We start from the raw sequence: 24,445 nt of genomic DNA on the forward strand, positions 1-24,445 counted from the left end.
CACTTTTCGATATAATCTATCGTAATGAAGTTGACTATCTGGAACTCTCTAGCATCGAAACTGCTGTTCTCCCTGGCATTTTTCAGCCTGCTGCTCGTCTTCGGGCTGGCCTATGTCAATACGAAAATCGTCATCAGCGGCTATAAAAAACAGCTCCAGGAACTGGTGGAACAGAAGATCGACTTTATGCTTCCGCAGCTCTCAGATGCCCTCCACAATAACAAGCAACTTCTGGTCGAAGAGCAGCTCATCCGCCTGAGCTCCGCACAGGTGATCAACGGCGTGCGCCTGCTTCAGAACCACGGCCGTCCCCTGGTGGTCGGGAAGTTCGGCTCCCCCCACAGGCTCTTCACCCTGGCACTCCCCGTCACCAATATCAACGGCGAGACCGTCGCCTCGATGGACGTCGCCGTTTCCGACCGGAACTTCCGCGCGATGATGGAACAGTACTTCCAGTTCCTCGCCGCGATCATTGCCGGCTACGTGCTGCTGGTCCTGCTGCTGCTGCGGCTGCTCTACCGCTCCTTCTTCCCGCTGCGCGAACTGACCCGCAAGCTGGAGGCTTTCGACCCGAGCCACCCCGTGCCCATCGAGCTCGAGGATACCAGCGCGAACGAGATCGGCATGATCGCCGAAGCGGCGAACAAGATGAGCGACAACATCATCCATCACGCCGACTTTATGAACGAGTTGCACAAAGAGATCGAAGAGGGGCGCCAGCACCTCAAAGAGGCGCAGCAGATCGCAAGGATGGGGAGCTGGCGGATCGATACGCAGACCCACGACTGCAGCTTCAGTGACCAGATGTATGTCCTGCTGGGGCTTCCGATGGACGGTATGCCGCTGACCTGGGAAGCCCTGCTCAACGCCATCGACCCCTCCCAGCGCCAGGCCTTTATCCGCGCCCTTGATAACACCGCCCAGACCCATACACCCTTCCGCCTGATGCACAAGCTCGTCAATGCCCACGGGGAGGCGATGCACGTGCTGACCGAGGGGAAACTGAGCCTCCGGCGCGACGGAAAAGCGTTCATTTCGGGGATCACGATGGACGTCAGCGAGCAGGCGGAGAGTCAGCAGATGATCGAGAAGCTCGCCTTCTACGACCCGCTCACGAACCTGCCGAACCGGGTGCTCATGCAGGACCGCCTGCAAAAAGCGATCAAGGATGCCAACCGCCGGGGCGAGAAACTTGGGGTCCTCTTCCTCGACCTCGACGGCTTCAAAAACGTCAACGACACCCTGGGCCATACCCTGGGGGACCGGCTGCTTAAAGAGGTGGCAGAACGCCTGAAGCGTACCCTGCGCGATACCGATACCATCTCGCGGATCGGCGGGGACGAGTTTATCGTCCTGCTGCCGTACATCAATTCGGAAAAAGATATCACCATCGTCGCCAAGAAGATGATCGATGCCCTGCAGGAGCGCTGGGAGTTCGGCGACAAGGCGATCTTTACGACGACAAGTATCGGGGTGGCGATCTACCCGGACCACTCCGGAGACGCCGATACGCTGATCAAATTCGCCGACACCGCCATGTACAAGGCGAAAGAGGACGGGCGCAACCGCTACCGTTTCTACGACACGACGATGGGGGAGACGATCCGCAAAAAACTCCAGGTCGAGCACGAGATGCGCGAGGCCATCGAGACGATGGAGCAGTTCGAACTTTACTACCAGCCGAAGATCTCCCTGCGGACCGGTGCCATTATCGGGGCCGAGGCGCTGATCCGCTGGAACCACCCGAAGATCGGGACCGTTTACCCGGACGACTTTATCCCTGTTGCGGAGCATACGGGGATGATCATCAAGATCGGCGAGTGGGTCATGCACGAGGCGGCCCGGCGCATCGAGCAGTGGCGCGCCTCGGGGATCGCCCCGCTGAAACTGGCCGTCAACCTCTCCGGACGCCAGTTCGGGAGCCCGCTGCTGCTGCACCAGATCCGGACCGTCCTGCAGCGCTACGATATCAAACCGCAGTACCTGGAGTTCGAGGTGACCGAGAGCGTCTCCATGATCAGCCTGACCGAGAGTCTGAAGGTCCTGCACCAGCTCCGCGACCTCGGCGTCGGTGTCAATATCGACGACTTCGGTACGGGCTACTCCTCCCTGGCCTACCTCAAACAGTTCCCGGTCGATACCCTCAAGATCGACAAGGCCTTCATTATGAACATGCTCGACGACCAGGATGACCGGACCATCGTCGAATCGATCGTCTCACTGAGCAAGGCGATGGGGCTGAAGATCGTTGCGGAGGGGATTGAGAGTGCCGAGCACGTCCGCCTTCTCAAGAAGCTCGGGGTCGACTACGGGCAGGGGTATTACTTCAGCAAACCGGTACCGTTCGGCCAGCTTGACCGCATGTACCGCAACAACCTCGTGAAGATGAAAACGCTCCGCGAGCCGGAGCAGAAGCAGGCCGTCTAACCCTTTTAGAGTCCCGGCATGCGCGGGATCTTGCCCAGTTTGGTATTGCGGCAGTACCAGCCCCACCCCTTTTTCATCCAGTGTCCCAGGACCGGCATCGGCATCATGAAGGCTTTTTTGTCGTCGCGGAAGACGAAGCCCGCACCGGTACCCGTATCCATGACGCAGAGGATGTTGAGGTGCTCCTGGTACCCTTTGCGTTCCGCCTTCCCGGCATCGCGCGCGGCGATGTTGAAGGCGATGTTCTTGGCCATGACTTCGGCCACGTGCCCCTGTTTGGCCCGCCACTCCGGTCCCTCCAGCGCCGCGACGTCCCCGGCGGCGTAGACGTTGCTGACTTCGCCGTCGATGATGACTTCGCTGTAATCGTTGATGGCGACGAAACCGGCCTCGTTGGTCGGAAGGTCAGACGCCTTGATGACGCGGTGGCCGTCCCCGGCGGGGATGAACATCGTAAAGTCCGATTCCAGTTTGCTGTCGTCTTCGAAAACGACGCCGTCCTCTTCGAATCGCTTGATCTTCTTGCCGAAGTGCTTGTTCAGGTCGGCCCGCTCGAACATCATGTCCATCATGTTTAGGGCTTTCTCGCCCATGCGCGCGCCCGGCTTGGGCATCGGGGCGAAGAAGGTCAGTTCGAAACGGTCGCGGATCCCCTTTTTCTTGAGCAGTTCGTGGAGATTGAAAAAGAGCTCGAATCCGGGGCCGCCGCGCACGGCAGAGGTGTCTTTGGGGTTGCCCCCGAAGCCGAAGGCGACCTTGCCGCTCCCCTTGGCTACCAGGGCGTCGATCCGCTCCTTGATCCGCAGGGATTCGCGCGGGTCGCCGCAGATGGAGAGGGTGTTCTCGATCCCGGGATGTTTCATCTTGTGCGCCCCGACGGCGACGACGAGATAGTCGTAGTCGTCGATCACCTTTCCGGAGGTGAGGGTGACGCGGTTCGCCTTCGCCTCGATCGCTTCGACCCCGTCCACGACCAGGGTAAAGCCGTGGGCATCCCGCAGCTCCTCCAGCGAGACCTTGACATCGTCAAAGGAGACCTCGCCCGTCGGCACCCAGATGGAAGTAGGATAGATGTAAAAATAGTCCCGGTCACTGACGAGGGTCACGTCATACCCTTTTTTGCGCAGATGCGCTGCCGTATCGACTCCTGCAAACCCGCCGCCAAGCACCAAAACCTTTTTCATATCTACTCCTATAAGTTGCGTTGATAATAATCATAATATAATGACGATAAAACTAAACTAAAACGTTAATTTATTCGTCTTTTTTCATAGTGAAACGGCAATCCTGACTTTTTGTGAAGATTGTACCAAGCGCCGGAGAGGTGATTAACTACGGAGCGTGGGGCACGTTGAAGGAACACTTTGGCATCATTGGGCAAAAAAAAGGATGATGATGGCGAAGGAAGTAGCGCTCCTCGGGGGCGGGTGTTTTTGGTGCATCGAGGCGGTGTACCGCCGTGTCAAAGGGGTCAGCAGCGCCGTCAGCGGTTATGCGGGCGGCGAAACGGACAATCCCGATTACCGCGCGGTCTGCAGCGGGACGACGGGGCATGCGGAAGTGGTCGAGGTCACCTTCGACCCCGAGGTGATCTCTTATGGGGAGATCCTCGATATTTTCTGGGTCATTCACGATCCGACGACGCTGAACCGCCAGGGTGCGGATGTCGGGACGCAGTACCGCTCGGTGATCTACTACCAAAACGAAGAGCAGAAGGAAGAAGCGGAAGCGGCCATCGCCGAAGCGCAGGCCGGTTTTTCCGACCCGATCGTGACGGAACTCTCCCCTGCGCCGACCTTCTACCCGGCGGAAGCGTACCACCAGAACTATTTCGAGCTCAATCCTCAGCAGGGCTACTGCCAGGTCGTGATCGCCCCGAAGGTGCAGAAATTTATGCGGACGTTCCGGGAGAAGCTGAATGTTTGAGGCGGGTTTCCTGGGGACGCGGGCGCTTTGGTTTATGGACATCGTCACGCTCTGGTTCGCGGCACTGCCCTTTTTGATGGGCGGGGCGATCTTTCTGGCCATGCGTAAACGCGACATTGCCCATAAACGTGCGCAGACGCTGCTCTTCGTCGTGACGCTGGCGATGGTCGTGCTTTTCGAAGTCGGGGTGCGCTTTACCGGCGGTTTCGTCGCCTACGCGGAGGAGAGCGGGGTAGAGTTCTCGTCGCTGGCGGTGTTCCTGGCGGTGCACGTGCTGATCGCCGTCGCCGCCGTCGCCGGCTGGGCATGGCTGCTCATCGATGCCCTGCGAAGCTACGGCAGCAGTGCGACCGTGGCCGCCACGCACAAACGCAACGGGATGATCGTTTTTGCGGGGATGACCGTCACGTCGCTGATGGGGGTGGCGATCTACGGCATGCTCTTCATGACCTAGCGATGTGTTTCGTCGTTTTCATCGTCCTCGGCGCTTTTGCCGTGTCGCTGCTGACACACGGGCAGCTGCTCTACGGGGCGGCCGCCGGGGCCGTCTCCCTTTTTTTCCTCTTCTTCTCCGTTCGAAAGCTCATCAAAAACGGCCCCTGCCTCTTCGGAAAACGGAAGGATTGCTAATCTTTTCAGCGCTCAGCGTCAAGTATGTGGCGCCAAGAAAGGAGTAAGGGCGACGCGTTACCCTGCACTTAGCACTTAGCACTTAGCACGCTGCTATAACCGCCCCTGTTTGACAAGGGAGAGGACCATCGCAAGCGAATAACCGTCGTTCTCATAGCCGTCTTCAATGCAGGACTCGCACTTGTTGCCCAGTTCGCACTCGCTGTGGTTGAGCATCGCGTCGACGCTCTCCCACCCATGGGTTTTGATGCATTCGGCGATTGTTTTCATATCCATCGAGTTGCAGATGCAGATCATACGGTCGGTATCGATCACTCTTTCTCCTTTGCCAGTTGTTTTGCGAGGGCGACGCAGGCCGCGACGGTCGGCTCGGAAGCGAGGTGAACCTTCCGGCCGGGAAGACTCTTTTCCGTGGTACGGCCGATCGCGACGACGGTGTGTGTCTGTGTCAGGGTAAAGCGGCGCTGAAAGCATTGCAGGGCCGACGGCGAGGTGAAGATCAGCACGCTGTCGTCGGGGATCGTCACCTCCACGCTGTCGGCCCGGCAGAGGGTCTCATAGACCACGGCCTCTTCCACGGCGATCCCCTCTTCGCGCAGCCGGGAGGCGAAATCCGACGCGACGACCCGGGGGCGTGCATAGAGCCAGCGGAAACGGGGGAAACGCTCCCGGATCAGTGCGTACAGCATCTCGCCGTACCCCTTCACCGTCCCGGCCACCGTTCCGCCGAGCGCCTCTACGCGCTGCTGCGTTCCCCTCCCGACGCAGAGGACGGGCACGCTTTTCCACTCCGGGGCGATTTGCTCGAGGGCATCGACACCGTTTTTCGAGGTAAAGATGATGCCGTCGATCCGTGAGAGATCGACTTCGGGCTGCAGCCATGCCGTTTCCAGGATCGGCAGATGGGTGACGTCGGGGTCATCGGAGGGGGTGACGGATAAAAGATAGATGGGCCGTATTGTCATAGAGGGATTATAACCAACTCCCGGTGGATGACGGGAGAAGGAGACGCTTTGAATGAAGGTAGGGAAAGTATAGTAAAGAATAGTTACTGAACTGTTAATGCTTTTTACGATTTTGCATTTTTTTGGCACGCCGGGCAGCTGCCCCGCAGCACGATATCGCTGCTTTGGATATTGTAGCCGCTGACGGCTTCGGCGTGCGCCCTGATCTGTTCCGTATCGAAGGAAAAATCCTCGATCTTTCCGCATTCACTGCAGTGCAGGTGCAGGTGCGGCTCTTTTCGGATCTCGAAAACGCTCTTGCTCTCGGGGACTTTGACCTCTTCGAGGAGTCCGTTTTCCGTCATTATGGCAATATTCTTGTACACCGTCGCCAGCGAAACATTCGGATACGCTTCTTTTACCTCCTGGTAAAGCATATCAATGTTCAGGTGGCCGAAGGTGTTGAGGCTTTCGACGATCTTGAGCCGCTGCGGGGTCACCTTGAGGTGGTGGTTCCGCAGGTTCGTGGCTATGAGTTCTTTATTCATAGTAGCATTAAAGCACCAAAAAGGTAAAAGTCGAAATAATAGTCAGAGGAAGGCGGCGTTTATTATTTTCCATTAAGTAAAAGTAGTTTCTTTATTTAAGGAAAAAAATTATCGTTTAGGGATAGAATTCCCCCATCACATGAATGTGGAACCTCCGTCTATCTGTCGGAGGATTGAATAAAAGGAGAGAAAATGTTCAAAAAAATTGCGTTGACAGCGTGTGTCCTGGTTTCTGCGGCATCTGCGGAAGCATTGACGGATCAGGCCAAGGCGATGGGACTCGCCCCCATTCCGAAAAACACGTCCGAACTCTATAAGCTGATCGATAACCCGAAAAACCCGATGAATGCCCAGAAGGTCGAGCTCGGAAAGCAGCTCTTTTTCGATCCGCGTCTTTCAAAGAGCGAGATCATCAGCTGTAATACCTGCCACAACCTCGCGACAGGCGGTGTGGACGGCGTGCCGGCGGCGATCGGCCACAACTGGGCGCACAACCCCCACCACCTGAACTCTCCGTCGGTCTACAACGCCGTGTTCGCGGAGAAGCAGTTCTGGGACGGACGCAGCCCGGACCTCGAAGACCAGGCGCAGGGACCGATGCAGGCGGCGCCGGAAATGGCGGCCAAACCTGAACACGTCGCTGCCGTTGTCAACTCCATTCCCGCGTATGTCGCGGCATTCCGCCACGCTTACAACGACCAGAAGATGGTCCCGACCTTCAAGGATATCGCGGATGTCATCGCCTCCTTCGAACGTACGCTGGTCACGCCGTCCCGTTTTGATGAGTACCTGCGCGGCTGTGACAAAGCGCTCTCCAAAGAGGAGAAGGCCGGTCTGCAGACCTTTATTGACAAAGGGTGTGCGAGCTGTCACACCGGCGTAGCAGTCGGCGGCGGTATGCAGCCCTTCCCGCTGATGGGCAAGTTCAAGTATATGGGCGTCGGTGACTTTAAAGGCGATGCGAACGGGATGGTCAAAGTTCCGACCCTGCGCAACGTAGAAGAGACGGCGCCTTACTTCCACAACGGTACGGTCTGGAGCCTGAAAGAGGCGATCAAGATCATGGGCGAGACCCAGTTGGGCGTGAAACTGACCGATAAAGAGACGGAAAGCATCGAGACCTTCCTCAAAGCGCTGACGGGCGAGAAACCGGTCGTCGAGTACCCGGTCCTGCCGGCCCGTACGGCCAAAACACCCCTGCCGGATTCCGGCAAGTAACCCTCTAGCGGCCGGCCAGCGCCAGCCGCACCATCAACTCCCCCTTCTTCTCATAAACATCAAGCTGTGCCGCAAGTGCAAGACGCCGTCTGCGTATGATCCCCTCCATGGTATGAAAGACATGAAAATATTCCGGTGTAAACGCTGTCTGGATATAGCGCAGCCGTTTGGCCGCGACCAGGGTGACGAGGGCGCCGGCCGCGCTGTAATAGAGGCTTTTGTTGACCGTACGTTGCAGGCGGTAGTCGCGCATCAGCAGCAGGTTGGTGCGCAGGACCGACCGGGCTTCGGCGGGGTGTGAAAGGGAGCCGTCCAGCCGGCGGAGCTCCTCATCCAGCCTGGCCGCTTTTTCACTGCGGAGTCGCGCGGCCTCCGTCTGGGCCGTCGGGCAGTGTGCCGCGATGACCCGGAGCAGCTCCTCGTCGCTGTAGTGCTTCCGGTCGGGGGTATAGGTATAGTTTTGCGACGAGGTGTAGTCGTGGTCGAGGGCGAGCAGGAGTGAGACGGCGAAGGGGATGTAACGGTATTTGTCCTCTTTTTTCCTGTCGAAGACGATGCCGCTGTGGGAGATGAGCGGCTTGGGACCGGCATAGACGAGTTTCATCCTGTTTCCTTGGGGGCGGGTTGGCAACAGTGTAGCACCTCTGTGTTACGCAAAGCGCGCATGCTCGCTAACGGAACCCGGGGTTGTCGTCAATAACGCTCTGCAGGGTTTCCAGGAAACGGGCGGGAGGTTTCCCCCCGACGACCTGTTCGATAATCGCGTCTTTCTCGGCGTCGAGAAAGGTGAAAACGGGACTGGCGTTGACCCGGTACTTTTCGGGCAGGCTCTCGTCGTCGTTCCAGATATCGGCGGCAATGAAGTGTGCCGTGATGTACGCGGCGACCTCCGGATCCGTGAAGACATCCTTTTGCATAAAGCTGCGGACTTTGCAGCGGGGCTTGGTGAGGAAGAGCATCAGCGGTTTGTGGGCCTGCTGTGCGGCCCGTACCGCTTCATCGTACCGGGTGAACCAGGCGATGTCGGCATGCAGGATGCCGTAAAACAGGAAAAGGGCCGGCAGTATCAGGCGCATGGGGTCTCCTCCGAAAACACTCCATTATAGCAAAGCGCGTGCCGGGACGCTGTACAAAATTGCGTCAGATAAAGGTGATCTCTTCCCCGGGATGACCGCTGAAATAGTCCGTCAGAACTTTGCGGTCTACGGCATGGGCCGTGCCGCGGTAGAGGTTGGATTCCAGCAGGGCCAGGGCGTCGTCGATCGGTGCGGCGCTCCCCTTGAGCGGCAGGAGCAGTTCGAAGAGGGCACGGTCGTTTTTGGCGGCTCTGACTCGTTTGGCCATCGGCGGGAGCTCCCGCTTTTTCGGGAGACGGTCGCGGCCGCGCAGCAGCAGTAGCCACAGTGACAGGGTACCCGCGGCCACCCCGGCGGTGAAGATGCCCAGAGCCTGCAAGAGGCTCAAACGGGTGCCGCCCGGTTCGGCAGGCATTTCAGCGCTCTCCGCTGCGGGAGCAGCTGTCTCAATATGCGGGGCCGGTGCGGCAGCCGGGAGTGCGGCAGCCCCCTTCACTTTGATGAAAAAGGGCGGGGTCTGCAGGATCGCCGGCTGGTCGGTTTTGGCATCGAAATAGCGGAAAGTCTGCGGGGTGACGGTGAGGTCGCGGTCGGGAATAATGGCGATGGTCTGGTCGAAGGTGCCGAAGTAGTGGCCCTCTTTGAGCGTACCGGTCGTCTTCGGGTCATTGGCGTAGACGATGGCATGTTCGAAGTGCGGTTCGAATTTGGGGATATCCTCGACATTGCCGTTGCCTTCGATATGGATGTGGAGGTTGACCGGTTTGTTGGCCTCCACGGTCGTTTTGTCGACCTCGGCGTGCATGGTGAAACGGCCGTAGACCTCCAGCCCCTGCGGCAGGGCGGTGACATGCAGGGTCGCCGGTTCGGAGTAGACTTTGCGGTACTGCATCCGGGCCGTGCCGAAGAAGGGGTCGTTGAAGAAAGGGTCGCCCGCCATCCCGCCGCGGCCGCTACTGACCCTGGTACCGATCTGGGCGAAAATAGCGGGGATTTCGAGGTCGCCGCTCTGCTGCGGAAAGAGCAGGTAACGGTAGGACTGGGTGATGTACCCGTCGCTGTCGGCGGAGCGTTCGGCCTGGGTGTTGATGCGCTTGATCCAGAAGTGCTCGAGGGTCGGTTCGCTGATGCGTATATCGTCGATACGCTCTCCGGGCAGGTATTTGAACACGAGGTCGAGTTCGACCGGCTCGCCGATATAGGCTTTCTCCTTGGAGAGGTGCAGTAGCATCTGTACCGGTGCCCCCTGCGGTGCGGCCTGGGGAGAGATGACCTTGACATGCAGGGGGAGGGTGTGTTCGACCGTACCGTCAACGGTGATGTCGAGGGCGGGGATGGCGACGTCCTCCGTCGGGGTAAAGACGAGCCGCTGTTCGATGGCGCGCGTTGTTCGGCCGTTGATGATGGAGATGTTGCGGCTGGTGCCGCGGCTCAGGATGGGGTAGCCGGCGATCTCCGTCAGCGCCGGGAAGCGGATGTCGTCCCCGGTGGCGCTGAGCGTCAGGGTGACCGGGTCGCCGCGGGTGACGGCGGGGTTGTCGACGGTGGCGGTCACCGCCGCGAAAAGCGGCAGTCCGGACAGCAAAAGTGCCAGGATCTTACCAAGGGGTCGTTTCGTCATCATGGGGCTCTCCTTTGCCAGATAGCGGGATCATCAATGTTCTGATGCCGCGCTTGTCGAGCATCTGGTTGTATTTGCGTTCTTCCATATCGCTGATGGGGTCGGCCATGGCGGCCTGCTGTTCATGCGCATCGGGTGCCTGGGGGTTTTCGGGCTCTCTTTCGGACTGCGGGGAAGCCTCTTGCTGCTGTTCGTCCTGCTGACCGTTTTGCTGCTGTTTGTCGCGTTCACCGTCCGCCTGTTTCTCCTGCTCCTGCTGTGTCGGTTCACCGCTTTGCTGCTCCGCTTTTTGCTGCTGATCCTCCCCCTTTGAGCCGCCGTCCTGGCTCTTCTGGTCCTTTTTCTGTTGATCATCTTGCTGTTTTTGGTCATTTTGCTGCTGATCACTCTGCTCAGACTGATTCTGGTCGCTCTGATTGTTTTGGTTGTCTTCTTTTTGCTTTTCCTGCTCTTTCTGTTTTTTCAGCAGGTCGAGGTTGTACTGAGTTTCGTCATCATTGCCCAGCTTCAGCGCCTCCTCGTAGGCCTTGATCGCTTCGTCGGTCTTGCCGAGGTTCGCAAGGCTGTTGCCGAGGTTGTGCAGCGCTTTTTGTCTGAGCTCCGGGGCCTGGACCTGCGCGAAGACGTCGGCGGCCTCTTTGTACTGCTGCTGCTTATACAGGGCGTCGCCGTAGTTGAAACGGGCGGCGTCATTTTTGCCCTGCAGCGCGCCGTACCCTTCGGCGGCCGCGGCATAGTCGCCACCGCTGTAAGCCGATGCGGCGTTGGAGAGGGTATGGAAATCCAGTACTCCGGCATGGAGCAGCCCTGCGGCAAGGCCGGGCAGAAGGTATCTAAGCATGGCGTCTCCTTCGCTGCGGCAGGGAGTAAAGTGCGGCGATCAGCAGGGCGACCCCGCCGCCGAGAGGCCAGATAAAGAGCTCTTTGAGATCGCGGATGACGTCGCTGCTCTCCCTGCGCGGGGTAAAGCGGGCTTTCAGCGCATCGGCAAGGGCCTCGATGTCGTTGTGTTTGAGCGAGTAGGGCATATAGGCCCCGCCGCTCTGCAGGGCCAGAGCCTTGACGCTGTCGTTGCGCCGGACGACGACGATGTCGCCGTGCTTGTCCGTCATGGCCCCCTGCTCGGTCGGGATGACCCCGCCCTTCTCCGTTCCGATGTTGTAAAGAAAGACGACGATGTTGTGGGCCTTGGCGTAGGCGATCGCTTTGTCGAAGTCACTGCCGTCCCCGCCGTCGGTAAAGAGCAGCAATGCCTTTTTGTCGCTCCCCTCCAGCAGCGTATCGGTCTGCTGCAGGGCCTGGAGCAGGTCGGTGCCGCGCAGGCTGATGGAGTCGGTGTTCATGTTTGCCACCAGGTAGCGCAGGGTCGCAAAATCCTCGGTCAGCGGCGAGACCATGAACGCGCGGGCACTGAAACCGAGCACCCCGATGCGGGTGCCGTTGACATCGCCGAGCAGGGCATCGAATTTCCGCTTGGCCAGGGCAAGACGGCTGGGGTAGACGTCGTTGGCGAACATGGAGCGGGAGATGTCGAACCCGACGATGAGGTCGATCGTACTGCTCTGGACCTTGATCTCGCCGTTGTCGACGACCGGCCGGGCGAGGGCGACGATAAAGAGGGCCGCCGCGGCGAGCAGCAGGGTGCTGCGCAGCCACTGCGGCACGGTGGAGGTGCGCTGCAGCAGCAGCTTCAGCACCTCCGGGGCGAAGGTGTGACGGGCCGCTTTGCGCGGTGCGAAGAGCAGCAGCGCCAGCGGGACGAGGACGATCAGCAGGAAAAGCAGGTGGGGCTGTTCAAAGTGCATGGCTTCTCCTTCTTATGACGGCATAGAGCACGAGGAGCAGCAGTGCCGCACCGAGGGGATACTGGAAGTAGTAGCGCTTCTTGACGTACTTGTCCGCCTTGATCTCGCTCTTCTCCAAGGTGTCGATCTCGTTGTAGACCTGCCCCAGACGCTCGACGCTGCCCGCCTCGTAGAACTTTCCGCCCGTCTCCCGGGCAATCTTCTGAAGCACCGCAGGATCGTAGTCCCCCCGGCCGCCGACGCCGATGGCGTAGACCTTGATGCCGTGCTTGACGGCGCTCTGGATGGCGACGTCGAGGGGGACCTGGGAGGTGTTGTCCAGCCCGTCGGTGAGCAAAATGGCGATCTTCTCCTTGGCGTCGGAGGATTTGAAAAGCTTCGTACTCATGAAGAGCGCCTCGTAGAGGGCCGTGCGCTGCATGCCGGCAATGCCGACGTCGACCTTGGAGAGCAGCTGTTTCAGGCTCTGTTTGTCGTAGGTCAGCGGCATGGCGACATAGGCGAAGTCGGCGAAGAGGGTCAGGGCGAGCTTGTCGTGTTCGCGTTTGTCGATGAAGTCAAGCACGATCTTCTTGACGATGCCGAACTTGTCCATCTGCCGCATGGAGCCGCTGGCGTCGAGGACGAGGGAGAGTTCGTACCCTTGGTCGTCGCTGATGACAACCTCGTTCTGGCGGATCGGCGAGGCGAGGGCGAGGGCGAGCAGGGTGAAAATGAGGAGTTTGATCCCCCGCTGCGTCCAGCCGCTGCGGGCGGAGAGGCTGCGCAGCAGCGCCGTGTCGGGGAAGAGCATCTGCTGCGTCTTTGCCCGGCAGAAGGTCTCGCAGAGGAAGAAGAGGGCGATCAGTCCCAGCGCCCAGGGGTACTCCAGCGTCCATTCACCCACGGCGTGCCTCCTCGATGAAGTCGCGCAGCTTCGCTTCGAGCGCGGCGTCCAGGGCGGGCACGCTCTTTTGGTACTTGTAGGGTTCAAGCTCCGAGAGCAGCGCCCGGAAAGCCGGCATCGTCTCCGGCGTCGCCACGAAGTGCCCCAGCAGGCTGAAATCGTAGACGGCGCTTTTCGTGTCGCTGAAATCCAGCGCCTGCAGCCGCTTCAGCGCTTCGACGCGTTTGGGGTCGCCTCCTCTGCGGCGCCGTTTGAGCAGCCAGAAGAGCAGGAGGCCCAGCAGGAGGATACCGGCCGCGACGAGGGCAACGAGGAGCCAGAGAGAGTGGTCGGGGACGGCGACTATCGGCTTGATGTCTTTGAGCGGCAGGGTCTGTTCGGGCATCGCCTACCTCCGAAACAGTGCGGAGAGCTTCACGAAGGGCTCTTCGTCCGTGTAGAGTTTCGTCGAGACGATGCGGTGGGCGGAAAGGTGCTCGACGAGGGCCTTGTCCCGCGTCTTTAGCGCGTCACAGTAGCGTGCGGCGAGACCGGGGGAGAGTTCCAGGCTCGTACTCTCCATGCTCTGGGCGTCAAGCAGGCCGATTTCGCCGGCAAGGGCGGGGTTCTCCTCGAAGCGGTCACGGACGATGAGAGCGTAGACTTCGTGGCGGGCAAGCAGGGAGAGGTCTATGCCTTCACCGTAGAAGTCGCCGATCAGGAAAATGAGCGAACGCTGGCGGACACGGCCGTTGAGGTAGTCGACCAGGGCGGCGAAATCGACCCGCTTGCCCAGCGGATCACGTCCCAGCACCTCGGGAATCGTGACGTGCAGCGACCCCAGGGCGCGGGTCGGCGGCAGGAAGAACTCCGCTTTGTCGCTGAAGACGAGGGTGGAGACGCGGTCGTCGTTTTTCAGCGCCGAGTAGGAGATGAGGGAGAGGGCCTCGGCCATCACCTCCTGTTTGAAACGCTGCGAGCCGAAAAAGATGCTGCCGCTCTCGAGGAAGACGCAGACGATGTTGAGTTCGCGCTCCTCGTTGAAGACGTTGACGAAGGGGCGCTGTTCCCTGGCGGTCACCTTCCAGTTGAGGGTGCGCACGTCGTCGCCGATGGTGTACTCTTTGAGCTCGGCAAAGTCCAGCCCGTTGCCCGCGAAGATGCTGGGGTTCCCCCCGGCATTGCTGCCGAAGATGTTGCGGCGGGTGCGGATCAGGATCTCTTCGCTCTTGTGCGCCAGCACCAGTCAGCCTTAGGGGAGCTTGATCGTCTGCATGATCGTGCCGATGAGGTCGTCGGCGGTAACGCCGGCGGCTTCGGCACGGTAGTTCAGCACCATGCGGTGGCGCAGGACGCCCCGGACCGTGTCGGCGACGTCGAGGGGGGTGACGAAGTCGTTACCGCGCAGGTAGGCGCGGGCCTTGGCGGCCTTGTAGAGGTTGATGGAGGCGCGGGGGCTCGCGCCGTATTCGAGGTACTGCGCGATCTCGCCGACGCCGTACTTCTCCGGTTCGCGGGTGGCGAAGATGACCTTCATCATGTAGCGGGTGACGGCTTCGTCGATATGGACATTCTGCACTTCGTCGCGCATGGCGAGGATGTCGTCGGCACCGGCGACCTGCATGATCGTCCCGACGCTGCGGTTGGCGATGCGGTCGACGATCTGCATCTCCTCTTCGAAGCTGTTATAGTCGACGAGGACTTTGAGCATGAAGCGGTCGAGCTGCGCTTCGGGAAGGCGGTAGGTCCCCTCCTGCTCGACGGGGTTCTGGGTCGCGAGGACGAGGAAAGGGTCGCTCAGCTTGAAGGTCTCGTCGCCGATGGTGATCTGGTGCTCCTGCATCACCTCCAGCAGCGCCGACTGCACCTTCGCCGGGGCGCGGTTGATCTCGTCGGCGAGAAGCAGGTGGGTGAAGGCGGGGCCCATCTTGACCTTGAACGCGCCGTTGCGCTGGTCGTACATCTCGGTCCCGACGATGTCGCTGGGGAGCAGGTCAGGGGTGAACTGTACCCGTTTGAAATCCAGTCCTAGCGCCCTGGCCAGGGAGTTGATGGCCGTCGTCTTTGCCAGCCCCGGCACCCCCTCGACAAGAATGTGACCGTCGGTGATAAGGCCGATCAGCAGCGCGTCGATCAGCGCCTCCTGTCCGACCATGACCTTGGCGATCTCGGTCTTGATGGCGTGGATTTTCTCGTTCATTCTGCCCGTCCTCGAAACTTAGGATATGCAATCATATTCGTGGGCGGTAAATCGGGTGTAAATCCACATATAACAATTGGTAAATCGAGGCTGCGGTGTTGCGAGGCGTAGCAGGCCTGCGCCGCCTTTCAGGCGATAAGGCTCCGCTTGCCGCTGTCGGCGAGGCTCAGCCACGCGGGGAGCATCAGCAGGTCAATGAGGACGGCGATCACCAGCGCCGACGCCGTGACGATCCCGAAGTTGACGTTGGGCACGAAGTCGCTCAGTGCGAAGATCATAAAGGCGGCGCTGAGGATAAGGGTCGTGAAGACGATCGCCTTGCCCGCATAGTGGTAGACGTAGGCGAGGGCCGCTTCGAGGCTTTCACCCTCCCGCCGCGCTTCGCGGTACTTGACGAGGAAGTGGATGGTGTCGTCCACCGCGACGCCGATGATGATGGCCCCGGAGACCGCGACGCCCAGATCGATGGTGATCCCCAACCACCCCATGACCCCGACGACGAGGGCGATGGGCAGCACGTTGGGGATGATAAAGAGGGGGATCATGCGCAGGTTGCGGAAGATCAGCAGCATCATCAGCGAGACCGCCGCGATGGCCAGCAGGATCGAGTCGACCAGCGTATCGGTGACGTCGTGCTGCATATGCGCGAACATCGCCGCCTGGCCGTTGACCTGTGCGGGATAGGGCGTCTGTGCCCACCAGTTTTCGACCCACCGCATCATCTCCAGGTCCAGGGAGGTATCGACGATATCCACCGACGCCGTGACCCGCAGCCGCCGCTCGTCGACGTCCATGCGGTCGTTGATCTCCATCCCCTGGGGCAGGGAGAGGGAGTAGAGCAGCAGGTACTGCGCGATCAGGTTCCGTTCCGCAGGGATGGCCGGATCGGCGTTCATGACATCGTTGAACTTCTCGACGACATCAACGAGGGAAGTGGTGTGGCGCACCGCGGGGTACTCCGCTTTGAAGGCCTCGGTGAATCGGGCGACGGTCTGCATAAATTCGGGGGACTTGATGCCGTCCTTCTCCCCCGAATCGACGACGACCTCGTAGGCCATCGGCCCGGTGAGGTGGCGCTGCACGAAGGTTACCGTCTCCCGGAAGGGGACGTGCTCTTTGAAATAGCGCACCGTGTTCGAATCGACCTTCACCCAGGTGATTCCGATGCCGATCAGCGTAAAGAGCGTGAGGCTGCCAAGGAGGATGCCGCGGTCGTGGCGCATGACGAAGCGGGCGCTGCGCAGCGAAAAGGTGTCATGGCTTTCGGCCTCCTCCGTTGCGCTCTGGGCGACCTTCGGGTTCAGGATCGCCAGCATCGCCGGCACGAAGAGGATCGTCAGTACGAAGGCGAGCAGCGCGGCGGTCGCCGTCGCAATGCCCAGGGTCCGGACGGGGATGACCTCGCTGACGGCGAGCGAAGCGAACCCGACGGCGGTCGTCAGCGAGGTCAGCAGGGTCGGCAGGAGGTTCTTGCGCACGCTGAAGCGGATGGCGTCATGGTTGGCCATGCCCCGCCGCCGGCCGACGAGGTAGATCCAGAAGAGATGCATGGCGTCGGCGATCCCGATGGCGACGACAAAGACGGGGAGGTTGGCGGTGAAGTTGTTGATCCTGTAGCCCAGCAGCACCTGGACCGCCAGGACGATGAGGAAGGTGAAGATGACGACGGAGAGGCTCAGCAGCATCCCCGAGGGGCGGCGGAAAATGAACCAGAGCAGCACCATCGCGATCAGCAGCACAAAGGGGGTGAAGACCTTGACGTCATGCTCGCCCAGATGGATGAAGGCCATGTTGAGGATGGGACCGCCGCCGAGGTGGAAGGTGTAGCCGCTGGCCGCCTCCTTGGCCACGATCGCTTCCGCCGCTGCCTTGAGCCGTGCCGAGACCTCCGGGTCGTCCCCGGCCTTGGGGGTGAGGCGCGCCGCGATCATCGTCGTTTTCATGTCGGCACTGACGATCCGCCCGACGATCATCTCTTCGCCCGCCGCGATGCGCGCCTTTTCGGCCAGCTGTTCAGGGGAGAGCGCGGCGGGGTCGTCGATGAAGTCCTCGACGATGACGTCGTCGGGGTATTCCGGGTCACTGTGCACGTACTGGTAGTTGGTCAGGGAGTCGACCCGGGCGATGTCCGTCGTCTGCCAGAGCGCTTCGGTGATCCGCTCGACGACCCCCAGCGCCTTGGGGTTGAAGACGCCGTGCTCGTCGCGGAACATGACGAGCAGGGCATCGTCGTTGCCAAACACGGAGCGGAAGGTGTCGTACTGCCTGAGGATGGGAGACTCCTCGCCGAACCAGATGCGGTAGCTTCCCTCGAACTGCAGGTAGCGAAGCTGCGAAGCGAGGACCAGGGTGATAAGCGGGATCAGCAGCGCGGCCCACCAGCGGAACCGGATGATGCCGTCAACGAATCGGTCGATGTTCATAGAGCGTCCTTATGTCAGTTTACGAAAATGCCGAAAGCATTTTTGTGCTTTAGTGCCATAGCGGCAAGCGTAGATGGATGGGACTTTGTTCCAGACATCGTTCAAAAGTAATACCCGAACTTGGCGGTGATGCTCTGAAAGCGGCCGAGCATGTGAAAGGCCGTCATCGTCTTTTTCGAGGGTTCGATGTAGCGGTAGTCGATGTTGAGTTTGAAACTGTCGAAGAGCCGGGTCTCGACTTCGGCGTAGTAGCTCTGCTCGTCGTACTCCAGGTCCGCGATCACACCGCCGACGAGCGAAGCGCTGTTGACGTCGTTCAGGCTGAGGCGCAGGCCGAGGAAGAGGTCGTTCTGGAAGACTTCGAAGAGGTCGAGGTCCGTATACTTGCCCTTTTCCGTCGTCTCGTAGCGGTAGTACTCCGCGAGCAGCCCGAGGTCGGCTTCCCCGTACACCTGCACGACGGTGTGTTCCACCCCGGCGGCAACGTGGTAGTAGTCGGAGATGCGCTCATCGTCGATGACGTCGGCGTAGAGAGCCTCCAGCTTGCAGAGGGTGTCGCCGACAACGAGGGTATCGTAGGTCATCGCCTTGTTGACGCGGTAGGCGTGCTCCGTCAGCGGAACCGTGTAGGTATAGGTGACGAGGTCGATCGGCGTAATGATGGGATCGCCCGCCAGGAAGTAGCGCTGCGAATCGTAACCGCGCTGCACGATCACGGCATAATCGAGGGGGTATTCCGTCTCCGTCGAACCGCCCAGACGGAGGTAGTAGGTCGGGAGGGCGTTCGACTCGCTTGTCTGAAGCGTTGCGTCATAGCGGACCTCGGGGGGGAAGAAGTAGAAAGCGTAGGGGGGCTTCGTCATCTTCTGGTTCTCTTCTGCGAACTTGACGATCAACGAAAGGGAGCCGGTGTCGGTGTAGTGGGTCAGCGCCGCGTTCCAGACGCCGATCTTGTCCTCCTCGAAGAGGCCGTTTCGCAGGTCCACGGGGTTGAAGCCGTCGACGATGTTGCGCACCTCGAGTGCCCCCCAGAAACGGAGGCTGCGTCCCGCCATCAGCTGGTTGTCGCCCAGGTCCAACGTGCCGTAGAGCTCGTCGACCCGGAGGAAACTCCGGCCGGTCTGCTCCTCCTTCGCCTGCAGGTCATAATAATCCTGCTGGGCGTTGAGACGCGTTACCGCGCGGAAATCCCCATAGCCGTATTCGGCCTCAAAAGAGCCCAGAAGGGTGGCGCCGTTTTCGTGCTTGCCCGGCTGATGGTTGAGGAAAGCATCGGCCTGCAGGCTGACATTGCCGCGGATATCGACATCCGCCAAGAGCGGCAGTGTCAGGAGCAGGGGCAGGAACCGGTTCACCGTTTGAGGACCCGTTTGTGGAAATCTTTGTCCGTTAGACCCGTGCCGATCTTCTCGTTTTCCCAGACAAGGATCGTCTGCTTGTCGTTTTGGTGGTTGGTCATGACGATCCTGCCGATGCGCCATACCCCCTTCACGTTGCGGTAGTCGCTGAAGCGGGCCGTCTTCAGCAGCGCTTTTTTACGGTCATAGTAGTCCACCCGTACGATCACGTAGGTCTCCGGGTCGATCCAGCTCACCTGCCTGGTATAGCCGGAGTCTTTCTCCTTGGGAAAGCGGACGGTCTTGTAGTAGGATTTCCCCTCGAGCGCCTCCGTCTCCGCCTCGCCGCCGTAGGTGTACTTTTCGATATTGAAGGCGCTGAGGTCCTCGTAGCTGAATTCGCTGCCCATGAAGGAACCCGATTTGTTCCGGGAGGCGATCCGCTTGACGCGCTTGAGGGCGGGGAGGTAGAGCCACTGGTCGTCGTCGCGGTCAAAATGTTCATAGTTGAGGAATTTAGTCCCCTTGACGTCCGCCGGGGTGAGGAACTCCATCAGCGATTTGTCCCCCGCCTCGCCTTCGAGCACCTTCATCAGCATCGTGCGGTCGCGGGTCTGGCCGTTGGCGTTGATGAGGGTCATCTTCATTTCGCTGACGGCATCGTGGAAGCCGCTTAGTGCGGCATCGGTCTTTTTCGCCAGATCGTAGTCGCTGATCGCCCAGGTGTTCAGGGTAATAAGCAGGAGCAGCGGTAACCATTTTCGCATAGGGAGTTCCTCCGTTCATGGGTGATGTTGACAATGTTAACATAGTGATGTGACACTTGTCAACACCAAGGGGGATTTTGTTATACTTTTGGAATGAAGCAGGATGAAAAGCGGCCGTACCACCACGGCAATGTGAAAGAATCGGCGATTGAAACGGCCCTGGAGATGCTGGAGAGTGAGGGGCTAGAAGCCATCACCCTGCGGGAGCTCTCTGCGCGTATCGGGGCGTCACGGACGGCGATCTACCGCCATTTCGAGAACAAAGAGGCACTGATCCGCGAGGTCATCCTGAGCGGTTTCGAACGTTTTGACGCCTTTTTTATCGATATTTTTGCAAAGGCGGAAGTGGATGTGTTGGCCCGCTTCACGATGATGGGGCGTGCCTACCTCGCCTTTGCCGTGAACAACCCGCAGCTCTACCGCGTGCTTTTCGGCCCGACGGTCCGCCAGGAGCGCGAAGAGGTCTGCGACCTTGAGGATGCGGAGAAGGCGACGGGGTTTCATGCGCTGGTGCATCTGATCGAAGCGGGACAGCATGAAGGGGTGTTTAAAAAAGGTGATCCCTTCTTGCTGGCGGCGACGGTCTGGTCGACGGTACACGGACTGGCCTCCCTGATCATCGACGGGCACCTGGTGATCAGCGACAACATCGATGCGATCTTCGAGGCCGGGAACCGTACGCTACTCGAGGGGCTGAAAACGGAAAGGTAAAACGCATCGGCCGTCGTCCGTGCTACACTGTTGCTACGTTCAGGGTTTACAATGGAGTGATACCGAAAGCGGCAAAGGAGAAACCATGACGCTGATCGAACTTTTTACCGACCATGTGGTCAACTGCAAAAGCCTCAAAGAGTATGTCGAGATCCGCAAAAACATCCATGAACGTGGCGAGTTCAACGACCGGACCCTGATCCAGGCCGAAGAGGATCTTCAGCGGCTGCGCCGGGAGCACCCGGATGTCTACGCGGGGATGTACGAGATCCTCTATGAGATCATGCGCCGCGACGAGGGGCACTACTTCGAATACCCCATTAATTTTATCCGCCAGATCCTGCGCATTTACCAAGACGGCATTCCGGCCGAGAAAGTCCTCGCAGCGTACCGCAGCGAACTCGACCATCACTACCGCGACGCCTGCTGACGCACGTCGGCCTTTCACAAAAACAGCTTAAAAAATCATACAAGTCGGAGAAGCGGCGGGGTCCCCCGCCGTGCAGGTTAGTAGCGCACTGAAGTGTAGCGTGTCGTGCGGGCAGGAACGTTCTGTACTGCGGCACCGACGGCGGTCGTTCCCCATCCCAGACCCAGGCTCGGCAGACGGTAGTAGAACAGATTCATGATCACTCCTTTAAGTTGAACAAAACCATTGTAAAAAGCAAACGTAGCACCGGCGTAGCAAAATGAAAAAAATGCACATTTTTTTTTCGGGGAAGCACGTGAGGGCGTCTGAAGCCGTCCACACGGCGTGCAAAGGGGTAATAGCACCCCGGAAAGTATCACAAATGTATCACTTTATTCATGCAATCTTCATCTTGGGCCGTCATAGTGGTCAAACCATATCACCACAAGGAATCAAGATGAAAGCAACTTATCTTGCACTATCAACGTTGACCGCCGGCCTGATCTTCGCCGCCTGCGGCAGCGCAGGCAGCAGCAGCGACAAGGCGACGACAAGCATTACGGGGACTGTACCGGGTACCCTGATCGAAGCCTTCTGCGAGGACGGCAGTTACTACGCGGTCAACTCCAATGACAACGGCACGAGCGAACACCCCTTCGAGCTCGAAGTGCCCCAAAATACCAGCTGCCGCCTGGTAATGACGACCAACGAGAATACGCCGGACGCTTCCGTCGTCACGCTGCTGACCCTTAACGGCAGCACCCTTTTTGAAGTGAACGCCAGCGCCATCGACCTTGGCTATATCGACCTGCCGATGGAACGTGCCGGATATGATGACGATAACAACGGCATCTCCGACGATCTCTTCAACGTCGTTACGCCCGAAGGCACCGTCATCTCCGTCGAACTGACCGACGACCCGATGGACAGCGACCACGACGGTATCATCGACTACTATGACGACGATGACGACAACGACGGGATCAAGGATGATGAGGATACGGATGACGACGGCGACGATATCCCCGACACTGAGGATGAGGACAGCATCAACGACTTCGACCACGACGGTATCAACAACGATGCCGATGTCGATGACGACAATGACGAGAGCGTCGACGCCGAAGACAGTGACGATGACAACGACGGCATCGATGACGACGCGGACAGCGACGACGACAACGACGGCATCGATGACAGCGAGGATGCGGACCAGCTCAACGATACCGACCACGACGGCCTGACCGATGAGTATGACGACGATGATGACAACGACGGTATCAGTGATGATGAGGATACCGACGATGACGGTGACGGCATCGAGGATGATGACGACAACGAAACCGACGGCCAGGAAGTTACCCTCGCCTAACCCTTCGCCGGCACTCCTCCGCTGCCGGCTTTATCTATGCTTCTCTTCTGAAAATACCTTCTTTTTCTTCCTCAGATCATACATATGAACGCCATGAAAATGCCCGGCGGCGTAAAACGCACGGCGTGCTTTTTACAGCAGGGAGCGTCTGAACTTGAGAATGCTCAGGCCGATAAAGAGGACGGCGAACCCTCCGAGTGCCGCAAAAGAGGGCCAGAGGTCGGCGATGAGGGTGTGTTTGATAAGCAGGCCCCGGATGATCTCGACGAAGTAGGTAAAAGGGATGGCGTAGCAGAGCGGACGGATGTAGTCGGGGACCGCTTCGAGGGGGAAGATGAGGCCGCTGAGCATCACGGAAGGGATGATGATGAAGATCGCGAGGAACATCGCCTGCTGCTGCGTTTGCGAGACGAGCGAGATGAGCACCCCCAGCGCGATCATGACGGCGACATAGACGACGGCGAGCAGGGCGAGGTAGAGGTGTGACGTCGCCTCGGGCAGGTCGAAAAGCAGCCACCCCAGCCCCAGGATGAGGTAGAAGTCGATGAGGGCGATGATAACGTAGGGGATGATCTTGCCGAAGACAAAGGCGCTTTTGCTGATGGGGGTGACGAGGAGCTGCTCCAGGGTCTGCTTCTCCCGCTCGCGCACGACGGTGATCCCGGTAAGGATAAGCGCGATCTGCATGATAAGCACGCCGATAATGCCAGGCAGGAAGAACCACGTCTCTTTTTCGTCCGGGTTGAAGAGCACGACGGTATCCATAATGAAGGGTTCCGGCGCAATAACAGTCGGCGGGGCATTCTCGTCGAGGAAATACATATCGTTCGTCACCCCTTCGTCGGTGGCGGCGGAGGAGTTGTATTTCATCGCCGTCGTCAACGAGGGCATCGTCCCGTCGACGTAGAAGGTGATGTGGGGCTGGCGGTTCTCGCTGAGGTCGGCGGAGAAGTTGCCGTCGATAAAGAGACCCGCTTCGGCACGGCCCGAACGGATCTCCTCGATGATCGCGGCCTTATCCGTGACCGGGTAGAGTTTGAAGTAGCCGTCGCTCCAGAGCCCCGTTTTGATGAGGTTGCTGAAAAAGGAGCGGTCATTGTCCACGTAGGCCATCGCGACGTTTTTGGGCTCGAGTTTGAGGGCGAGGCCGAACAGCACGAGGAAGATGACGGGCATGACGACAATCAAGGCGATAAGCCTCGGGTCGCGCCGCAGCTGGGTCAGCTCCTTCTTGATCATCGCCCCGACCATCAGTGCCGCTCCTGGGTCAGGGCCATAAAGACGTCTTCGAGATTGGGTTCGGTTTCAAGAACTGCGGCATCCGGCGCAAACGGCGCGACGAGCGCATCGATGGCCTCGCGGCCCATTTCCGGCATCGTCATAAGGCGCAGTTCACCGCCGAACTGGTTGACGAGGCGGATCCCCGGATGCTTTTCGGCGGCGGCGGCGAGGGCGGGGTCGTAGTCGACCCGCACGGCAAAGACACGGACTTCCCCCAGTTCGGACTTGATGGACGCGGGTGCCCCTTCGGCGATCATCCGTCCGTGGTCCAGGATGGCGATGCGGTGGCAGCGCTGCGCCTCTTCCATATAGTGGGTCGTGACAAAGAGGGTCTTTCCCGCAGAGGCCAGCGTATAGAAGTCGTCCCAGAGCTGTTTGCGGGTCACGGGGTCGATACCGGCCGTGGGTTCATCAAGGAAGAGGACGTCGGGATCGTGGGCGAGGGAACAGGCGAGGGCCAGCCGCCGTTTCGTTCCGCCCGAAAGGGTCCCGGCGCGTTTGTCACGGTAGGGCGTCAGTGCAAAGCGCTCCAGCAGGGCGTCGAGCTTTTCTTGGTCTTTGACGCCGTACATGCTGGCGTAGAAACGGAGGTTTTCGATAACGCTGAGCTCTTCGTACTGCCCGAACGATTGCGCGACGTAGCCGAAGCAGCGCTTGGCCTTTTGCACGGGCTTCCCGTCGATACGGACGGTTCCGCCGTCGGGGGCGATCAGGCCGCAGAGCATCCGCATGGTTGTCGTTTTGCCCGCGGCGTTGGGGCCTAACAGGCCGTAGATCTCCCCCTTCGGGATACGGAAACCGACCTCCTCGACGGCCGGCGTACTGTTGAAACGTTTGGACAGATGTTCGGCCTCGATCACGGTCCTGCTCCTTCGGAGGTTTATC

26 protein-coding genes are annotated in these 24,445 nt (G+C 59.6%); 8 read left to right on the plus strand and 18 right to left on the minus strand.

Annotated elements, in window-relative coordinates:
- Positions 1–24 precede the first annotated feature (24 nt).
- Complete coding sequence (locus tag ACXWTF_RS01545) at positions 25–2,427, plus strand: putative bifunctional diguanylate cyclase/phosphodiesterase (protein WP_461713281.1); 2,403 nt, start codon at positions 25–27, stop codon at positions 2,425–2,427.
- Between the two features lie 5 nt (positions 2,428–2,432).
- On the opposite strand, the gene ACXWTF_RS01550 is transcribed toward ACXWTF_RS01545, so the two are convergent.
- Positions 2,433–3,611: an NAD(P)/FAD-dependent oxidoreductase gene (locus ACXWTF_RS01550; RefSeq protein ID WP_461713282.1), complete on the minus strand. Its 1,179-nt coding sequence runs from the start codon at positions 3,609–3,611 to the stop codon at positions 2,433–2,435.
- Positions 3,612–3,822: 211 nt separating this feature from the next.
- Between ACXWTF_RS01550 and msrA the strand changes: the two genes are divergently transcribed.
- The 3 genes from msrA to ACXWTF_RS01565 are packed head-to-tail and all read left to right on the plus strand — an operon-like array spanning position 3,823 to position 4,983.
- Positions 3,823–4,353 carry a peptide-methionine (S)-S-oxide reductase MsrA gene (msrA, locus tag ACXWTF_RS01555; protein WP_461713283.1) on the plus strand — a complete coding sequence of 177 codons (531 nt, stop codon included), beginning with the start codon at positions 3,823–3,825 and terminating at the stop codon, positions 4,351–4,353.
- The gene (locus tag ACXWTF_RS01560) at positions 4,346–4,807 is read left to right on the plus strand and encodes a DUF420 domain-containing protein (protein WP_461713284.1); all 462 of its coding nucleotides are present in this window, start codon (positions 4,346–4,348) and stop codon (positions 4,805–4,807) included. The genes msrA and ACXWTF_RS01560 overlap by 8 nt, the downstream gene beginning before the upstream one ends.
- 2 nt (positions 4,808–4,809) lie before the next feature.
- On the plus strand, positions 4,810–4,983 hold the full coding sequence (locus ACXWTF_RS01565) for a hypothetical protein (RefSeq protein WP_461713285.1): 174 nt from the start codon (positions 4,810–4,812) through the stop codon (positions 4,981–4,983).
- 93 nt (positions 4,984–5,076) lie between these two features.
- Here ACXWTF_RS01565 and ACXWTF_RS01570 read toward each other — a convergent pair whose 3' ends face one another.
- The 3 genes from ACXWTF_RS01570 to ACXWTF_RS01580 form a co-directional block, all read right to left on the minus strand.
- Positions 5,077–5,298 carry a bromodomain-containing protein gene (locus ACXWTF_RS01570; RefSeq protein WP_461713286.1) on the minus strand — a complete coding sequence of 74 codons (222 nt, stop codon included), beginning with the start codon at positions 5,296–5,298 and terminating at the stop codon, positions 5,077–5,079.
- On the minus strand, positions 5,295–5,948 hold the full coding sequence (locus ACXWTF_RS01575; RefSeq protein WP_461713287.1) for a uroporphyrinogen-III synthase: 654 nt from the start codon (positions 5,946–5,948) through the stop codon (positions 5,295–5,297). The genes ACXWTF_RS01570 and ACXWTF_RS01575 overlap by 4 nt, the downstream gene beginning before the upstream one ends.
- A 104-nt stretch (positions 5,949–6,052) precedes the next feature.
- Positions 6,053–6,475: a Fur family transcriptional regulator gene (locus tag ACXWTF_RS01580; RefSeq protein WP_461713288.1), complete on the minus strand. Its 423-nt coding sequence runs from the start codon at positions 6,473–6,475 to the stop codon at positions 6,053–6,055.
- A gap of 192 nt (positions 6,476–6,667) precedes the next feature.
- Between ACXWTF_RS01580 and ACXWTF_RS01585 the strand changes: the two genes are divergently transcribed.
- Positions 6,668–7,693, plus strand: a complete 1,026-nt coding sequence (locus ACXWTF_RS01585; protein ID WP_461713289.1) for a cytochrome-c peroxidase — start codon at positions 6,668–6,670, stop codon at positions 7,691–7,693.
- Positions 7,694–7,697: 4 nt separating this feature from the next.
- Here the strand turns inward: ACXWTF_RS01585 and ACXWTF_RS01590 are convergent, their stop codons facing one another.
- The 12 genes from ACXWTF_RS01590 to ACXWTF_RS01645 all read right to left on the minus strand — a co-directional run bounded on the left by ACXWTF_RS01590 (position 7,698) and on the right by ACXWTF_RS01645 (position 19,787).
- Positions 7,698–8,297, minus strand: coding sequence for a hypothetical protein (locus ACXWTF_RS01590; RefSeq protein ID WP_461713290.1), 600 nt, complete (start codon positions 8,295–8,297; stop codon positions 7,698–7,700).
- Between the two features lie 67 nt (positions 8,298–8,364).
- Positions 8,365–8,769: a thioredoxin family protein gene (locus ACXWTF_RS01595; RefSeq protein ID WP_461713291.1), complete on the minus strand. Its 405-nt coding sequence runs from the start codon at positions 8,767–8,769 to the stop codon at positions 8,365–8,367.
- A 64-nt stretch (positions 8,770–8,833) separates the two neighbouring features.
- On the minus strand, positions 8,834–10,393 hold the full coding sequence (locus ACXWTF_RS01600) for a BatD family protein (RefSeq protein ID WP_461713292.1): 1,560 nt from the start codon (positions 10,391–10,393) through the stop codon (positions 8,834–8,836).
- Positions 10,368–11,231 carry a tetratricopeptide repeat protein gene (locus tag ACXWTF_RS01605; protein ID WP_461713293.1) on the minus strand — a complete coding sequence of 288 codons (864 nt, stop codon included), beginning with the start codon at positions 11,229–11,231 and terminating at the stop codon, positions 10,368–10,370. The genes ACXWTF_RS01600 and ACXWTF_RS01605 overlap by 26 nt, the downstream gene beginning before the upstream one ends.
- On the minus strand, positions 11,224–12,195 hold the full coding sequence (locus tag ACXWTF_RS01610) for a vWA domain-containing protein (protein ID WP_461713294.1): 972 nt from the start codon (positions 12,193–12,195) through the stop codon (positions 11,224–11,226). Before ACXWTF_RS01610 ends, ACXWTF_RS01605 begins: the two co-directional genes overlap by 8 nt.
- Positions 12,185–13,081, minus strand: coding sequence for a vWA domain-containing protein (locus tag ACXWTF_RS01615; protein WP_461713295.1), 897 nt, complete (start codon positions 13,079–13,081; stop codon positions 12,185–12,187). The genes ACXWTF_RS01610 and ACXWTF_RS01615 overlap by 11 nt, the downstream gene beginning before the upstream one ends.
- The gene (locus tag ACXWTF_RS01620) at positions 13,074–13,466 is read right to left on the minus strand and encodes a hypothetical protein (RefSeq protein ID WP_461713296.1); all 393 of its coding nucleotides are present in this window, start codon (positions 13,464–13,466) and stop codon (positions 13,074–13,076) included. Before ACXWTF_RS01620 ends, ACXWTF_RS01615 begins: the two co-directional genes overlap by 8 nt.
- Before the next feature lie 3 nt (positions 13,467–13,469).
- Positions 13,470–14,303: a DUF58 domain-containing protein gene (locus tag ACXWTF_RS01625; protein ID WP_461713297.1), complete on the minus strand. Its 834-nt coding sequence runs from the start codon at positions 14,301–14,303 to the stop codon at positions 13,470–13,472.
- Positions 14,304–14,312: 9 nt separating this feature from the next.
- Positions 14,313–15,260, minus strand: a complete 948-nt coding sequence (locus ACXWTF_RS01630) for an AAA family ATPase (protein WP_461713298.1) — start codon at positions 15,258–15,260, stop codon at positions 14,313–14,315.
- A 128-nt stretch (positions 15,261–15,388) separates the two neighbouring features.
- Entirely contained in the window at positions 15,389–17,683 is a 2,295-nt protein-coding gene (locus ACXWTF_RS01635; RefSeq protein WP_461713299.1) for an efflux RND transporter permease subunit, read from the minus strand.
- Positions 17,684–17,784: 101 nt separating this feature from the next.
- Positions 17,785–19,038 carry a hypothetical protein gene (locus ACXWTF_RS01640; protein ID WP_461713300.1) on the minus strand — a complete coding sequence of 418 codons (1,254 nt, stop codon included), beginning with the start codon at positions 19,036–19,038 and terminating at the stop codon, positions 17,785–17,787.
- Positions 19,035–19,787 (minus strand): outer membrane lipoprotein-sorting protein, encoded by a 753-nt coding sequence (locus tag ACXWTF_RS01645; RefSeq protein WP_461713301.1) that lies wholly within the window; start codon positions 19,785–19,787, stop codon positions 19,035–19,037. The genes ACXWTF_RS01640 and ACXWTF_RS01645 overlap by 4 nt, the downstream gene beginning before the upstream one ends.
- Positions 19,788–19,880: 93 nt before the next feature.
- Here ACXWTF_RS01645 and ACXWTF_RS01650 point away from each other — a divergent pair, with 93 nt between their 5' ends.
- The 3 genes from ACXWTF_RS01650 to ACXWTF_RS01660 all read left to right on the plus strand — a co-directional run bounded on the left by ACXWTF_RS01650 (position 19,881) and on the right by ACXWTF_RS01660 (position 22,279).
- Positions 19,881–20,498, plus strand: coding sequence for a TetR/AcrR family transcriptional regulator (locus ACXWTF_RS01650; protein ID WP_461713302.1), 618 nt, complete (start codon positions 19,881–19,883; stop codon positions 20,496–20,498).
- 85 nt (positions 20,499–20,583) lie between these two features.
- A complete protein-coding gene (locus ACXWTF_RS01655) occupies positions 20,584–20,928 on the plus strand; it encodes a hypothetical protein (RefSeq protein WP_461713303.1) in 345 nt (114 codons plus the stop codon).
- Between the two features lie 436 nt (positions 20,929–21,364).
- Entirely contained in the window at positions 21,365–22,279 is a 915-nt protein-coding gene (locus ACXWTF_RS01660; RefSeq protein WP_461713304.1) for a hypothetical protein, read from the plus strand.
- Between the two features lie 132 nt (positions 22,280–22,411).
- Here the strand turns inward: ACXWTF_RS01660 and ACXWTF_RS01665 are convergent, their stop codons facing one another.
- Positions 22,412–23,530 carry an ABC transporter permease gene (locus ACXWTF_RS01665; RefSeq protein WP_461713305.1) on the minus strand — a complete coding sequence of 373 codons (1,119 nt, stop codon included), beginning with the start codon at positions 23,528–23,530 and terminating at the stop codon, positions 22,412–22,414.
- A complete protein-coding gene (locus tag ACXWTF_RS01670) occupies positions 23,530–24,420 on the minus strand; it encodes an ABC transporter ATP-binding protein (protein ID WP_461713306.1) in 891 nt (296 codons plus the stop codon). The genes ACXWTF_RS01665 and ACXWTF_RS01670 overlap by 1 nt, the downstream gene beginning before the upstream one ends.
- Between the last annotated feature and the right edge of the window lie 25 nt (positions 24,421–24,445).

This window comes from Thiomicrolovo sp. ZZH C-3, from assembly GCF_054862725.1.